Origin of the sequence: Citrobacter sp. Cpa228, assembly GCF_030333085.1 — a bacterium.
GTDB classification, from domain to species: Bacteria; Pseudomonadota; Gammaproteobacteria; order Enterobacterales; family Enterobacteriaceae; genus Citrobacter; species Citrobacter pasteurii.
Map to the genome: position 1 here is coordinate 235,768 of NZ_JAOWGQ010000042.1, position 14,027 is coordinate 249,794.

A 14,027-nucleotide genomic window follows, 5' to 3' on the forward strand; every position below is an offset into this window, starting at 1 on the left:
CTACAAGCTGCAACCGTCATAGGCCGGATAAGCGCAGCGCCATCCGGCAAAAATGAGATAACAAGATGAGTGAGAAAGAGACCTTCTGGCTGGGCATTGATTGTGGTGGTACGTATCTGAAAGCCGGGTTGTATGACGCCAAAGGTCATGAGCATGGTATTAACCGGCAATCGTTGCAGACCGCATCGCCATTGCCCGGTTACGCCGAACGCGATATGCACCAGCTGTGGCAACAGTGTGTAGCCACGATCGCCGGGCTGTTAGCACGCACCGGCGTCTGCGGCGATCAAATCAAAGGTGTCGGTATTTCCGCTCAGGGCAAAGGCCTGTTCCTTCTCGATAAGCAGGATAAACCGCTGGGCAATGCCATCCTCTCTTCCGACCGCCGGGCGATGGAAATCGTCCAGCGCTGGCAGCAGGATGGAATTCCCGAGCAGCTCTACCCGGTCACCCGCCAGACGTTATGGACCGGGCACCCGGCATCATTGCTGCGCTGGGTGAAAGAGAATCAACCCCAACGTTACGCGCAAATTGGCTGCATCATGATGGGCCATGACTATCTGCGCTGGTGCTTAACCGGCGTCAAAGGCTGCGAAGAAAGCAATATCTCCGAGTCGAACCTCTACAACATGACTTCGGGTCAGTACGACTCGCGCCTGACCCAGTGGCTGGGCATCAGTGAGATCGACAATGCGCTGCCGCCGATTGTCGGCTCAGCAGAAATATGCGGGGAAATCACCGCTCAGACAGCCGCCATAACCGGTCTGGCGGCGGGCACGCCCGTCGTCGGCGGACTGTTTGATGTGGTTTCCACCGCACTCTGCGCCGGTATCGAAGATGAATACACCCTCAACGCGGTGATGGGTACCTGGGCCGTCACCAGCGGGATCGCTCACGGCCTGCGCGACCACGAGGCCCATCCCTATGTCTATGGGCGCTATGTCAACGACGGGCAGTACATTGTTCACGAAGCCAGTCCGACCTCTTCCGGCAATCTGGAATGGTTTACCGCCCAGTGGGGCGAACTCTCTTTTGCTGAGATCAATCAGGCCGTTGCCAGCTTACCGAAAGCCGGTAGCGAGCTTTTCTTCCTGCCCTTTTTGTACGGCAGCAACGCCGGGCTGGAGATGACCAGCGGCTTTTATGGCATGCAGGCGATACACACTCGCGCCCACTTATTGCAGGCTATCTACGAAGGCGTGGTTTTCAGCCACATGACCCACCTCAACCGCATGCGCGAACGCTTTACGAAGGCACATACCCTGCGCGTCACCGGCGGCCCGGCGCACTCCGACATCTGGATGCAGATGCTGGCAGACGTCAGCGGTTTACGTATCGAATTGCCGCAGATTGAAGAGACCGGTTGCTTTGGCGCTGCGCTCGCCGCCCGCGTCGGCACCGGCGTTTATTCCAACTTCAGCGACGCCCAGCGCAGCCTACAGCACCCGGTGCGCACGCTATTGCCGGACACCGCCGCGCAGGCGAGCTACCAGCGTAAATACCGCCAATATCTGGATTTAATTACCGCACTACAGGGCTACCACGCCCGCATTAAGGAGCACGAATGATGAGTCGACCATTACTACAACTGGCGCTCGACCACACCAGCCTTGAAGCCGCACAACGCGACGTCGCTCTGCTACACGAAAGCGTCGATATCGTTGAGGCGGGGACGATTCTCTGCTTAACCGAAGGGCTGCGCGCCGTGAAAGCCCTGCGCGCTCAGTGCCCGAATAAAATCATCGTCGCCGACTGGAAAGTGGCCGATGCGGGCGAAACCCTCGCGCAGCAAGCCTTTGGCGCAGGTGCCAACTGGATGACCATCATCTGCGCTGCGCCGCTGGCGACGGTAGAGAAAGGTCATGGCATCGCGCAGTCCTGCGGCGGCGAAATTCAGATGGAGCTGTTCGGTAACTGGACGCTGGATGATGCCCGCGACTGGTATCGCGTTGGCGTTCGCCAGGCGATTTACCATCGCGGGCGCGATGCTCAGGCCAGCGGACAACAGTGGGGAGAAGCGGATCTGGCGCGCATGAAGGCGCTTTCCGATATCGGCCTGGAACTGTCGATTACCGGTGGGATCACCCCCGCCGATCTGCCGTTGTTCCGCGATATTAACGTCAAAGCTTTTATTGCCGGGCGCGCGCTGGCGGGAGCGCAAAACCCAGCGCAAGTTGCTGGTGAGTTTCATGCGCAAATCGACGCTATCTGGGGAACACAGCATGCGTAATCATCCATTAGGTATCTATGAGAAAGCACTCGCCAAAGACCTCAGCTGGCCAGAACGGCTGGTGCTGGCAAAAAGCTGCGGTTTTGATTTTGTCGAAATGTCGGTGGATGAAACCGATGAGCGCCTGTCACGTCTCGACTGGAGCGCAACACAGCGCGCATCGTTAGTCAGCGCGATACTGGAAACAGGCGTGGCGATCCCGTCAATGTGCCTGTCAGCCCACCGTCGTTTTCCCTTTGGCAGCCGCGATAAAACCGTGCGTGAGCGGGCGCGAGAAATAATGAGCAAAGCCATTCGCCTGGCGCGCGATTTAGGTATTCGCACCATTCAACTCGCAGGTTACGACGTCTATTACGAAGAACATGACGCAGGCACGCAGCAGCGCTTTGCCGAAGGACTGGCATGGGCAGTGGAGCAGGCCGCCGCCGCGCAGGTGATGCTGGCGGTAGAAATCATGGATACCGCGTTTATGAACTCGATCAGCAAGTGGAAAAAGTGGGACCAGATGTTGTCCTCGCCGTGGTTCACCGTCTATCCGGACGTCGGTAACCTCAGCGCCTGGGGGAATGACGTCACGGCCGAATTGACGCTGGGTATTGACCGCATCGCTGCTATCCACCTGAAAGACACGTTGCCGGTAACCGAAACCCATCCGGGCCAGTTTCGCGATGTGCCGTTTGGCGAAGGGTGCGTGGACTTTGTTGGCATCTTCAAAACGCTGCATCAGCTGAACTATCGCGGGTCGTTTCTGATTGAAATGTGGACTGAAAAAGCGAAAGAGCCGGTACTGGAAATTATCCAGGCACGGCGCTGGATAGAAGCACGCATGCAGGAAGGAGGATTTCCATGTTAGAACAACTGAGAGCCGAGGTGCTGGCGGCCAACCTGGCGCTCCCGGCACATGGTTTAGTGACCTTTACCTGGGGCAACGTCAGCGCAGTGGATGAAACACGTAAACTGATGGTGATTAAGCCATCCGGCGTGGAATATGAGGTGATGACTGCCGACGATATGGTGGTGGTGGATATTGCCAGCGGCAACGTGGTGGAAGGCAGTAAAAAACCGTCGTCCGACACGCCAACCCATCTGGCGCTGTACCGTCGTTATCCACAGATCGGCGGGATCGTCCATACCCATTCTCGCCACGCGACGATCTGGTCGCAGGCGGGTCTGGATCTCCCGGCATGGGGCACCACCCATGCCGATTATTTCTATGGTTCTATTCCATGTACGCGTCTGATGACCACTGAAGAGATCAACGGCGAATATGAATATCAAACCGGAGAGGTGATCATTCAGACCTTCGAGCAGCGCGATCTCAATCCACTGCAGGTTCCGGCGGTATTGGTGCACTCCCACGGACCGTTCGCCTGGGGTAAAAACGCGGCAGACGCGGTGCATAACGCCGTGGTGCTCGAAGAGTGCGCCTACATGGGGCTGTTCTCTCGCCAGTTGGCCCCGCAGTTGCCGGATATGCAGTCTGAGCTGCTGGATAAACATTATCTGCGCAAACACGGGGCGAATGCGTATTACGGGCAATAACGGGTCAGGCGCTATTGATATGTTCTTTGCAATAGCGCCGTTTCCACGCCGCGGGCGTCAGGCTGGTGTGTTTGCGGAAGATTTTGCGAAACTAGCCCACGTCATTAAACCCACATTTCATCGCCACTTCGGTAAGCGACAACAAATCACTGATCAACAGTTTTTCTGCCGCTCTCACCCGCTGGCGATGCAACGCTTCGATTAACGTCAGCCGGAAAGCGCCACGAAAAACACGCTGTAAATCAAAATGTACGTGGGTAATAGCATGGAAGTTCCCGTTGAGAACAGGACGCGCAAATTACGCATTAGCGGCGATTATCCGTGGCATGAGCAGGTAAAAATCACCATCGACTCAGCCGAGCCTGGCAGGAAGGCGTGAAGCAAAGTAGCGCCGACGCTTCGCGCTTTATCTGGCCTGGCGTACTGAAAAGATTGCCCTCCTCCCTGAGGACAAACGGGTGAGAATCAGAAACGCCAGCTCACCCCTGACAGGAAAGTGAAGCTGTCGTCGCGATCGACCATCGGGCTATTTTTAATATCATCCGGTAGCACGCTATAGTTGGCGCTGGCCAGCAACGTCAGGTTAGCGGTTAACGGATATTTCGCGGTCAGCGCAACATAGGGTGTCCAGCTGTCCCCTGGGGAATAACTTGATAACCCGCTACGGCGGGATTCATTGCCAGAGATGCCGTAATAATATTCGTTAAAGTTTTCGTCATAGTAGAGCACGCCAACCGCCGGGGTTAACATCAGTTTGCCCATCGGCATTTGACGGAACAGAGACATTTCTCCAACCCAGCCGTTGCTGTTATCCAGAACATCTGCAGCTGCGGATACTTTTAAGCTGCCCCATTGTTCATGATGATACCAGGCAGCGCCGACCATTGCGGTACTGTCACGCTTATCGAGCTGTTTCATCGCATGATCGTCGTTATCGGCAGGGTCAAATTGAAGCGGCATCCAGGACGCAGTTACGCTAAATTCATTGCTTTTACTTTTTGACAATATATACCCTAAGGTTGTTTGTCTAAAATAAAAAGATTCACTTTCATAACTGACCAGCGGTGCGGCATGAACATTATCATTATATCCGCGATAAGGTGATTCGTTATATACAGCCCCAGCGCCAAGAGAAAATTCTGCGGCTGATGCACTCGCCATAAAAGAAAAAGCAATTAGCGCCACAACATTGCGTTTAGTTAACATGCCAACTTTCCATTTTAAAATAAGCTACAAAGCGCGTGCATAATAATGCTTACAATTTCATCGATGCAACATTCATATTTATATAGTAATATATAAAATCATATATATATTGGGCTTTGCGATGAATAAATTACAACTCAAACACCGGGAATTGAAGATTATCTCGGTAATCGCTGCCAGTGAAAACATCAGCCACGCAGCGACTATCCTCGGCATTGCGCAAGCCAACGTCAGTAAATATCTTGCTGACTTTGAATCAAAAGTAGGGTTAAAGGTTTTCGACAGAACCACCCGACAACTCACCCTTACTCCGTTTGGCACGGCACTGCTTCCCTATATCAATGACATGCTGGACAGGAACAACCAACTTAATAATTTCATAGCTGATTATAAGCATGAAAAACGTGGTCGTGTCACGGTATATGCTCCAACGGGCATCATTGCTTATTTATCGCAACATGTGATCGCAAAAATTCAGGATATCGGCGATATTAGTCTCTCGCTAAAAACATCTAATCTGGAACGTAAAGCCTTTTATGAAGGAGTCGAATTTCCTGATGACTGTGATGTTTTAATTACCTATGCACATCCAAAAGATGAATCTTTGGTCGCCAGTTTTATTACCAAATATGTGGTTACCGCTTTCGCCAGTAATCAATACCTGGCCCAACATCCCATCAGCACTCCTGAAGAACTTGAGCATCACTCCTGTATTCTGATTGATTCCATGATGATTGATGATGCCAACATTTGGCGATTCTCTTCCTCCGATGGCAAACAAATGCATGACTATCGCGTAACGGGTAATTATGTTTGCGACAATACGCAATCTGCGCTGTCGTTGGCGCGAAACCATCTGGGCATTGTGTTTGCGCCAAATGAAAGTGTAAAAGCCGATATCCAATCTGGGCTGCTGAAGCCGTGCTTTTCTGAACAGCATGAATGGTGGCTGGATCTGGTGGCTATTTTCCGCAAACGTGAATATCAGCCCTGGCGAGTGCAGTACATACTGGATGAAATGTTAAATGAGATTCGCCAGCAGCTTACTCAGGCGCGATATCTGCAGCCTGAGTAAACGAGACCTGGGGATATTTAGTGGTCAAGATACAGATAATGTACCCAACTGGTCATTCGCAACAAGACTTTGCGCATGACGGACACATGTTCGAAGTGGTCTGAATAAACGGCGACCTGCGCGTAAATCCCATCAGGTAACGCGCTAACCTCCGCATTATCATTCAGCTCAATCGTGGCGATCACCCCTTCCGAACCGGGCGTGGAATTTAAAGATTGCAGCGCCCCATTAGACTGGTATGTACCACCCGGCACAGCCGGACTAATCGCAGCCAGTTTACCGCGAAATACCTTACCCGGCAGCGCGTTAAATACCACTTCAGCTTCATCGCCAGGTTCCAGACGCAGCAGCGAGTTTTGACGGAACTGGGCGATAATTTGCCGTTTTTGATCCGGGATAAACACCATCACCGGACGCATAGGCAGCGCGGCGGCATAGGTTCCCGGGCGCATCAGCACCTGCGTAACATAGCCATCGCTGGGCGCGCGAACCACGGTCTGGTCCAGGTTGAACTCCGCTTCGGCTAACTGCGCTTTCAGACTGGCAATTTGCGAATTCTCGCCCAGTATCAGGCTGTCTAACTGGCTCTGTATTTGCTGCTGCTCCGCGACAGAGGATTTCACCGATGCTTCCTGCGCCAGATAGTTTTGCCGCGCCGCATCGATATCGTGTTCAGAAAAAGGATTCACCTTCGCCTGACTCCCCTGCGCATAACGCTGGTAATCTTTCGCCAGCTTGTCACGGGTAGCCTTTGCCCGCTGCGTGTTAGCTTTCATTTCGTCCAGCCGCGCCACCAGCGCCTGCTCTTTGTGTTGTGCGGTGACAATATCGGCTTTCAGGCGATCAACCCGCGCCTGATAACGCCCCGGATTAAGTTTAAACAGCACCTCGCCTTTGTTGATCAGCGTATTCTTCTTATCCGTCACTTCCGTCACGACCCCCGTCACCTGCGGTACTACGGGAATAGAAATGACCGCCTTTTGCGCCTTAAAGGTATACGGATGGTTATAATTCATCAGTAATATCAGTCCGCACACAATAAATATACCGCCCAATGCTGCTGTCGGTACTGTCCATTTGTTGACAGGTATTTTAAAAATTTTAAATATTGACCATGCACACGCCACATAGGTCAAAACGATCAGTAAATCCATCAATATTACTCCGCCGGATAGGTCTTAACCTCACCCAGTTTCTTTTCCAGATCGGCTACCCGTTCCTGCAGTTGAATAAGAGAAGAGTCCGCACTCTGCATACCCCAGCCGCGCTCCGGGCGATACAGTGTTGCCCAGATCCACAAAAAGGGCCAAATAACATGTAAGGTAAACAAACTCACCCAACCCGCGACATGTATTGCGTCGGCATGAGGATGATTACGTTTTTTTGCAATCAGATAGGGAATATCATGCAGAATAATAACCCCATAAAAAATGACCAGGAATACAAAAACAAGCACTCCTAATGCAAAATAATCAAGAAACATATTTGCCTCAGAGATTGAAATAACAAATAAGAACTCTATTTAGATTAACAAATAGATTGAATGATAGTAGATGAGTATGTATATGGAATGCAATTATCTTATTTATATAACGACATATGGGTTTATATATAACTGCAGAATAAAGATATGCCCGGCGCAAAACCGGGCAATAAGTGACGAGAAATTAAAACAGTCCCAGAGGTTTATCCGAGTAGCTCACCAGCAGGCACTTGGTTTGCTGATAATGCTCAAGCATCATCTTATGCGTCTCGCGTCCGATGCCCGATTGCTTATAGCCGCCGAACGCCGCATGTGCCGGGTAAGCATGGTAGCAGTTGGTCCATACACGCCCCGCCTGAATCCCACGGCCCATCTTGTACGCCAAATTACCGTTACGGCTCCAGACGCCAGCGCCTAGTCCATATTGAGTGTCATTGGCGATTTCCAGCGCCTCTTCCATGGTTTTGAAGGTCGTGACGGCCAGCACCGGGCCGAAGATCTCTTCCTGGAAAACCCGCATGTTGTTCTTGCCAAACAGAATGGTCGGCTCAAGGTAATAACCCTCTTTTAACTCGCCATCCAGCTGCTTGCGCCGCCCGCCGGTGAGAACATCCGCTCCTTCTTTCTTACCGATATCAATGTAATTCAGAATGGTTTCCAGTTGACCATGCGACACCTGCGCTCCCATCTGCGTTACGCTATCGAGCGGGTTACCGCTGCGGATACTCTCCACGCGGCGAATGGCTCGCTCCATAAAACGTTCGTAAATGGACTCCTGCACCAGCGCACGGCTCGGGCAGGTACAGACTTCACCCTGGTTGAAGGCAAACAACGCAAAGCCTTCCAGCGCTTTATCAAAGAACGCATCTTCTTCATCCATAACGTCGGCAAAGAAGATATTTGGCGACTTGCCGCCGAGCTCCAGCGTGACAGGAATAATATTCTGCGTAGCGTACTGCATGATCTGCTGGCCGACTTCCGTTGAGCCGGTAAACGCCACTTTCGCAATACGTTTTGACGTCGCCAGATACTCACCGATCTCCCCACCCGCGCCGTTTACCACGTTCACCACGCCAGGCGGGAGCAGATCGCCGATGACTTCCATCAGCAACAGTACGGACAGCGGCGTCAGGCGCGCAGGTTTAAGCACCACGCAGTTACCCGCCGCCAGCGCGGGTGCCATCTTCCAGCTGGCCATCAGCAGCGGGAAGTTCCACGGGATAATTTGCCCTACCACGCCAAGAGGTTCATGGAAGTGATAAGCCACGGTTTCGCTATCAACCTCGCTGATTCCCCCTTCCTGCGCACGAATACAGGAGGCAAAATAGCGGAAATGGTCAATTGCCAGCGGCACATCTGCCGCGCTGGTTTCGCGGATGGGTTTACCGTTATCCCAGGTTTCTGCCGTCGCCAGCAGTTCCAGGTTTTGCTCCATACGGTCGGCGATTTTGAACAGAATCGCCGCCCTGTCCTGCACGGATGTCTGTGCCCACTTGTCTTTTACTTTGTGCGCGGCATCCAGTGCCAGATCGATATCCTTTTTGCCGGAAGAGGCCACTTCGCACAGTAATTGCCCGGTAACCGGCGTCAGGTTTTGGTAATACTCGCCGTCCACCGGGGCGACCCAGTCACCGCCGATAAAGTTATCGTATCGGGCTTTTAACTTCAGAGGGTAACCATACTCGCCGGGATAAATACGCGTTGAAGGGGGGTTGTTGGTCATGACCGTCTCCTTGCTGTAGGGGTACTACAAGGGTAGACGGGGCTGGCGAATTATTCGCCAGCCATTTACTGCTTTACGACAGGTATCACGAATTACATGGCAGCGCGATAAATCGCCATGATTTCTTCATGAGTCGCCTGAATCGGGTTAGTGAAACCGCAGGCATCTTTCAGGGCATTGGTCGCCAGTACGGCAATATCCTCGTCCTTCACGTTCAGCTCACGCAGACCGGCCGGAATATTCACTTTCTGCGCCAGCTCGCGGATCGCCGTGATGCAGGCTTCCGCCCCTTGCTCTGCGCTCAAACCCGCAACGTTCACGCCCATTGCCGCCGCGCAATCGCGCAGGCGGGCAGCAGCAACTTTACTATTAAATACCTGTACATGCGGCAGCAGTACGGCATTACATACGCCGTGCGGCAGATCGTAGAAGCCACCCAACTGGTGCGCCATGGCGTGTACGTAACCCAGAGAGGCGTTGTTAAAGGCCATGCCCGCGAGGAACTGCGCATAGGCCATGGCTTCGCGCGCCTGAGCATTGCTGCCCTCTTCAACGGCGACCGGCAGGTTTTGCGCAATCATGGTGACCGCTTTCAGCGCACACGCATCGGTAATCGGCGTGGCAGCAATCGACACGTAGGCTTCAATCGCGTGGGTCAACGCATCCATACCGGTTGCCGCCGTCAGCGACTTCGGCATGCCGACCATCAGCGAGGAGTCATTAACCGACAGCAGCGGCGTAACGTGCTTATCGACAATCGCCATTTTAATGTGGCGTACTTCATCAGTAATGATGCAGAAACGGGTCATCTCTGATGCCGTGCCCGCGGTGGTGTTAATGGCGATCATCGGCAACTGCGGTTTTGCAGAACGGTCTACGCCTTCGTAATCGCGAATATCGCCGCCGTTAGCCGCCACCAGCGCAATGCCTTTCGCACAATCGTGTGGGGAACCGCCGCCAAGGGAAATTACGCTATCACAGTCGTGTTCTTTCAACATTTGCAGACCTGCGGCAACGTTGCTGGTTGTCGGATTAGGATGCGTACCATCGTAAATTACGCTGAAAATATCACGTTCCTGCAGCGCTTTTTGAATTTCACTCGCCATACCTAATTTCGCCAGCATGGCATCCGTGACAATTAACGTACGACGAAAACCATATTCCGCCATTGTATTCATTGCGTCTTTTAATGAACCAGCGCCAATTACATTCACGGAAGGAATAAAAAATGTTGAAGCAGCCATTGTACGATCCTTAATTACTCAAAAGAGGCAGGAAGCATACGAGTGATAATCCCAACAAAATATGATCGTGGTTGTTATTTTAATAACATTAGAAATTAAAAAGCACATTAGGTTCATAATCTAATGTGCTTATTTCAATCAATATCTATTTTGTATTAATTCATTTATTTTCTGAATTAATTGTTTCATTACTTTTCGGGAAACAGTAATGCATCGCGTAATAAATGATCATTTCCCCGACGACGCGTAAAACCAATACGGTCAAAATATTCCAGAATCTGAATAGCCAATTTACGCCCAACGTTAAGCCTGTCGCGGAAATCGGCAGCGCAGGTCGATCCTCGCTCCTGATCCAGTTCGCGGATCATATTGGCAAAGGCCACAATCCGATCGTTACGGTAATAGCGATCTTTAACGATCGCGGTGATGATGCCTTGCTGCGCCGCTTGCCGTAACGCCATACGCATTATCTGCTCATCCGTACCGGTCTGTTTTGCCAGATCGCGTACCCACCATGGCTCATCGCCAAAAAGCGGTTCTGCTTTTTGCCAGATAGCCTGCTGCTCATCGCTAAAACCGGCCTTATGATCGGGCAAATGCAGCCAGCCATGATGACTATGGATGACGCCGCTCTCACGCATCTTTTCAATCAGCAGCAGAACCAGTGCTTCGTCTTCCATTGGCAAAGCCATCCGGCGCAGGCGTTCGCGCCCGGGCCCTGGCTCATCACGGTGCTGGTCGTGGTAAGTCGCCAGCGTATCAAGGATTTTGCGCTGCCAGAGAGCGGCAACGGTGGCATTCAACAGACTGTATCCCGCCTGAATAAAGCCATGCTGCTCAATCAACGGACGCATGCCGTTACCGTTGAGCTGACGCGCCCAGGCGAAGTCAGGAATATTCACCGCTCCGCGCGTCAGATGCAGCGCCAGGGCGTCGCCGTCATTTTGCGCCTTCTCCAGCGCCGCCAGCCATTGTAAATACTCCGGCTTACGCTTCCCGCGACGCGGCGGATTGAGCGTTACCACGCGCGCACCGGCCAGCGTCGTGCGAGCTGAAATATCACGCAGCACCAGACGGTCGTTATCGGCGAGCCACAGTGGTGTATCAAACACCAGCTCTGCCAGCGTCCCTTCGAGCAGGGAAATACGCCCGGTGACGTGGCTGGCCGCGTGGTGAATATGCAGCGGTTGCCACTGCATCAGCGGTGCAGCGTGTTCTAAAGAGACAATGACGCGTGAGAAGGCCTCCGGCGGCGCATCAGCAAGCAGCCAGTCACCGCGGTTAAGGTCTTCTTTTTGCGCATCACCGGCAATATTCAGGGCAATACGTTGTCCCGCCTGTGCGCGATCGGTGGCGTGATTTTGCGCATGCAGGCTACGTACGCGCATCGGTTTGTTGACGCCCGTGAGCCACAACGTATCACCGACATTCACTTCACCGCTGAGCGCCGTCCCGGTCACCACCAGTCCCGCGCCTTTGACCGTAAAAGCCCGGTCAATCGCAAGGCGAAAGCTGCGATCGCGGGCATGCTCACGCGACGTTAATTGCAGCAAATGTTCGCGCAGTTCTTCGATTCCACGGCCTTCACTGGCGGCCGTCACAAACAGAACCGCATCGGCGAAACCATAGTTCTCAAGCGTAGTGTGCACCTCAGCACGCACCGCGTTGATGCGAGCTTCATCCACGCGATCGGCTTTGGTGAGCGCCACGGTGATCTGCGGATTGCCCGTCAACTGCAGAATTTGCAAATGCTCACGCGTTTGCGCCATCACGCCGTCATCACACGCCACCACCAGCAGCGCGTGATCGATACCGCCGACACCCGCCAGCATGTTGGAAAGAAACTTTTCGTGTCCGGGAACATCGATAAATCCCAGTATCCGCCCGTCCGGCTGCGGCCAGTAGGCATAGCCGAGATCGATGGTCATGCCGCGCTTTTTTTCTTCCGGCAGACGGTCGGCGTTCACGCCGGTAATCGCCTGTAATAACGTTGTTTTTCCGTGGTCAACGTGTCCGGCGGTTGCAATAATCATTTCAGCATCATCTCCATAAACCGGGTCTCGTCTTCAAGGCAGCGCAGGTCCAGCCACATGCGGCCATCATAAATCCGGCCAATGATCGGCACGGGTAGCGCACGCCAGCGGGAGGCCAGGGCTTCGAGGCGGCTACCGCGCCCGTCATGGGGAGTAAACGTTAATGCCGCGCTGGGCAGCCTATCAACCGGTAGCGAGCCGCTGCCAATTTGCGACAGGCAAGGCATGACGTTCAGGGCGAATTCGTCGCCGTAATGCTCGGCAAGCCGTGCCTGTAAGTGTTGCGCCTGTTCGCGGATCGCCTCTGCCGTGCGGGTCAGCTGGCGTAACGTCGGCAACTTCTGCGCCAGCGCTTCCGGGTGAAGGTAGAGCCGCAGCGTCGCTTCCAGCGCAGCCAACGTCATTTTATCAGCCCGTAATGCGCGTTTCAGCGGGTGGCTCTGCAAACGCGCGATCATCTCTTTTTTACCGACGATAATCCCGGCCTGCGGCCCGCCCAGTAACTTATCCCCTGAGAAGCTCACCAGGCTGACGCCCGCGGCAATCAGCTGTTGCGGCATCGGTTCCTGCGGTAATCCATACTGGCTGAGATCGACCAGCGAGCCGCTGCCGAGATCCGCCACCACTGGCACATCCAACGCCTTGCCAATAGCAGCCAGCTCAACCTCATCCACCGAGCTGGTAAAGCCTTCAATGCTGTAATTACTGGTATGGACTTTCATCAGCAGACCAGTGTTTTCATTCACCGCCTGACGGTAATCTTTCGCATGGGTCCGGTTGGTAGTACCTACTTCACGCAGAACACATCCGGCCTGGCACATCACGTCCGGAATACGAAACGCGCCGCCAATTTCCACCAGCTCACCGCGTGAAACAACCACCTCTTTGCCATTAGCGGTTGCAGCCAGCATCAGCAGCACCGCTGCCGCATTGTTATTGACGATACAGGCATCCTCCGCCCCCGTCAGACGGCAGAGTAAATCCGCCAGCGCCCGATCCCGATGCCCACGTCCGGCATCATCCAGGCTGTATTCCAGCGTCACCGGCGTGCGCATTGCTTGCACCACCGCCTCGATCGCTTCTTCGGCCTGCGACGCGCGCCCAAGATTGGTATGCAGCACCGTTCCGGTCAGGTTAATCACCGGACGCAGCGCGCTTTGCGATTCTCGTTCCAGCCGGGCACTGGCTTCTTGCGCCCAGTCCTCACACCATGCCGGGAGCGCGTGCGTGTCGCGAATCGCTTCTCTGGCTTCGTCGAGCATATGACGCAGCAGGTCAACCACCCGGGTATGACCGTGAGACTCACGTAAGGCTGGGAAGGCGCTATCGCGCAATAAACGATCGATAGCGGGAAGCTGGCTGTAGAGTGAACGCATGTCGGTTGTCATGAAAGGGCCTGGCTGTTGGTGGCCCTCTCCACCGTGGAGAGGGCTATCGATATAGGAAGGATTGTACCGTGACTTTGCTCAGGCAGACATACATACACATCAA

The 14,027-nt window shown here is 53.6% G+C and carries 12 protein-coding genes and 2 pseudogenes; 6 read left to right on the forward strand and 8 right to left on the reverse strand.

The genetic code is table 11. From position 1 onward, the window contains the following. The first annotated feature begins 65 nt into the window (after positions 1 to 65). The 4 genes from OGX91_RS08725 to araD are packed head-to-tail and all read left to right on the forward strand — an operon-like array spanning position 66 to position 3,772. Entirely contained in the window at positions 66 to 1,568 is a 1,503-nt protein-coding gene (locus tag OGX91_RS08725; RefSeq protein ID WP_005120508.1) for an FGGY-family carbohydrate kinase, read from the forward strand. Continuing rightward, a complete protein-coding gene (ulaD, locus tag OGX91_RS08730; protein ID WP_149691913.1) occupies positions 1,568 to 2,230 on the forward strand; it encodes a 3-keto-L-gulonate-6-phosphate decarboxylase UlaD in 663 nt (220 codons plus the stop codon). Before OGX91_RS08725 ends, ulaD begins: the two co-directional genes overlap by 1 nt. Next, positions 2,223 to 3,083 carry an L-ribulose-5-phosphate 3-epimerase gene (locus OGX91_RS08735; RefSeq protein WP_005120506.1) on the forward strand — a complete coding sequence of 287 codons (861 nt, stop codon included), beginning with the start codon at positions 2,223 to 2,225 and terminating at the stop codon, positions 3,081 to 3,083. The genes ulaD and OGX91_RS08735 overlap by 8 nt, the downstream gene beginning before the upstream one ends. Further along, positions 3,077 to 3,772: an L-ribulose-5-phosphate 4-epimerase gene (gene araD, locus OGX91_RS08740; protein ID WP_005120504.1), complete on the forward strand. Its 696-nt coding sequence runs from the start codon at positions 3,077 to 3,079 to the stop codon at positions 3,770 to 3,772. Before OGX91_RS08735 ends, araD begins: the two co-directional genes overlap by 7 nt. Before the next feature lie 4 nt (positions 3,773 to 3,776). On the opposite strand, the pseudogene OGX91_RS08745 reads toward araD, so the two are convergent. Beyond that, positions 3,777 to 4,013: pseudogene (locus OGX91_RS08745) on the reverse strand (helix-turn-helix domain-containing protein); the annotation flags it as partial. Between OGX91_RS08745 and OGX91_RS24200 the strand changes: the two are divergent. Then, positions 4,014 to 4,142: pseudogene (locus tag OGX91_RS24200) on the forward strand (hypothetical protein); the annotation flags it as partial. Positions 4,143 to 4,237: 95 nt separating this feature from the next. On the opposite strand, the gene OGX91_RS08750 reads toward OGX91_RS24200, so the two are convergent. Beyond that, positions 4,238 to 4,978: a MipA/OmpV family protein gene (locus OGX91_RS08750; RefSeq protein ID WP_040231602.1), complete on the reverse strand. Its 741-nt coding sequence runs from the start codon at positions 4,976 to 4,978 to the stop codon at positions 4,238 to 4,240. Between the two features lie 121 nt (positions 4,979 to 5,099). On the opposite strand from OGX91_RS08750, the gene OGX91_RS08755 reads away from it, so the two are divergent. Continuing rightward, positions 5,100 to 6,053, forward strand: coding sequence for a LysR family transcriptional regulator (locus OGX91_RS08755; RefSeq protein ID WP_005120500.1), 954 nt, complete (start codon positions 5,100 to 5,102; stop codon positions 6,051 to 6,053). Between the two features lie 17 nt (positions 6,054 to 6,070). On the opposite strand, the gene OGX91_RS08760 is transcribed toward OGX91_RS08755, so the two are convergent. The 6 genes from OGX91_RS08760 to selA form a co-directional block, all read right to left on the reverse strand. Then, positions 6,071 to 7,207, reverse strand: a complete 1,137-nt coding sequence (locus OGX91_RS08760) for an HlyD family secretion protein (RefSeq protein ID WP_005120499.1) — start codon at positions 7,205 to 7,207, stop codon at positions 6,071 to 6,073. 5 nt (positions 7,208 to 7,212) lie between these two features. Further along, positions 7,213 to 7,536, reverse strand: a complete 324-nt coding sequence (locus OGX91_RS08765; protein WP_005120498.1) for a DUF3302 domain-containing protein — start codon at positions 7,534 to 7,536, stop codon at positions 7,213 to 7,215. 184 nt (positions 7,537 to 7,720) lie between these two features. Then, entirely contained in the window at positions 7,721 to 9,259 is a 1,539-nt protein-coding gene (gene aldB, locus OGX91_RS08770) for an aldehyde dehydrogenase AldB (RefSeq protein ID WP_003837670.1), read from the reverse strand. Between the two features lie 92 nt (positions 9,260 to 9,351). Then, complete coding sequence (yiaY, locus tag OGX91_RS08775; RefSeq protein ID WP_005120495.1) at positions 9,352 to 10,503, reverse strand: L-threonine dehydrogenase; 1,152 nt, start codon at positions 10,501 to 10,503, stop codon at positions 9,352 to 9,354. A gap of 188 nt (positions 10,504 to 10,691) precedes the next feature. Beyond that, positions 10,692 to 12,536, reverse strand: coding sequence for a selenocysteine-specific translation elongation factor (gene selB / locus OGX91_RS08780; protein WP_040231599.1), 1,845 nt, complete (start codon positions 12,534 to 12,536; stop codon positions 10,692 to 10,694). After that, complete coding sequence (gene selA / locus OGX91_RS08785) at positions 12,533 to 13,924, reverse strand: L-seryl-tRNA(Sec) selenium transferase (RefSeq protein ID WP_286625988.1); 1,392 nt, start codon at positions 13,922 to 13,924, stop codon at positions 12,533 to 12,535. Before selA ends, selB begins: the two co-directional genes overlap by 4 nt. Positions 13,925 to 14,027 lie beyond the last annotated feature (103 nt).

Coding starts and splice junctions, on each gene's coding strand:
- OGX91_RS08755 (WP_005120500.1), top strand. CDS start 5,100: ATGAATAAATTACAACTCAAACACCGGGAATTGAAGATTATCTCGGTA.
- OGX91_RS08725 (WP_005120508.1), top strand. CDS start 66: ATGAGTGAGAAAGAGACCTTCTGGCTGGGCATTGATTGTGGTGGTACG.
- selB (WP_040231599.1), bottom strand. CDS start 12,536: ATGATTATTGCAACCGCCGGACACGTTGACCACGGAAAAACAACGTTA.
- OGX91_RS08735 (WP_005120506.1), top strand. CDS start 2,223: ATGCGTAATCATCCATTAGGTATCTATGAGAAAGCACTCGCCAAAGAC.
- OGX91_RS08765 (WP_005120498.1), bottom strand. CDS start 7,536: ATGTTTCTTGATTATTTTGCATTAGGAGTGCTTGTTTTTGTATTCCTG.
- ulaD (WP_149691913.1), top strand. CDS start 1,568: ATGAGTCGACCATTACTACAACTGGCGCTCGACCACACCAGCCTTGAA.
- selA (WP_286625988.1), bottom strand. CDS start 13,924: ATGACAACCGACATGCGTTCACTCTACAGCCAGCTTCCCGCTATCGAT.
- OGX91_RS08750 (WP_040231602.1), bottom strand. CDS start 4,978: ATGTTAACTAAACGCAATGTTGTGGCGCTAATTGCTTTTTCTTTTATG.
- araD (WP_005120504.1), top strand. CDS start 3,077: ATGTTAGAACAACTGAGAGCCGAGGTGCTGGCGGCCAACCTGGCGCTC.
- yiaY (WP_005120495.1), bottom strand. CDS start 10,503: ATGGCTGCTTCAACATTTTTTATTCCTTCCGTGAATGTAATTGGCGCT.
- aldB (WP_003837670.1), bottom strand. CDS start 9,259: ATGACCAACAACCCCCCTTCAACGCGTATTTATCCCGGCGAGTATGGT.
- OGX91_RS08760 (WP_005120499.1), bottom strand. CDS start 7,207: ATGGATTTACTGATCGTTTTGACCTATGTGGCGTGTGCATGGTCAATA.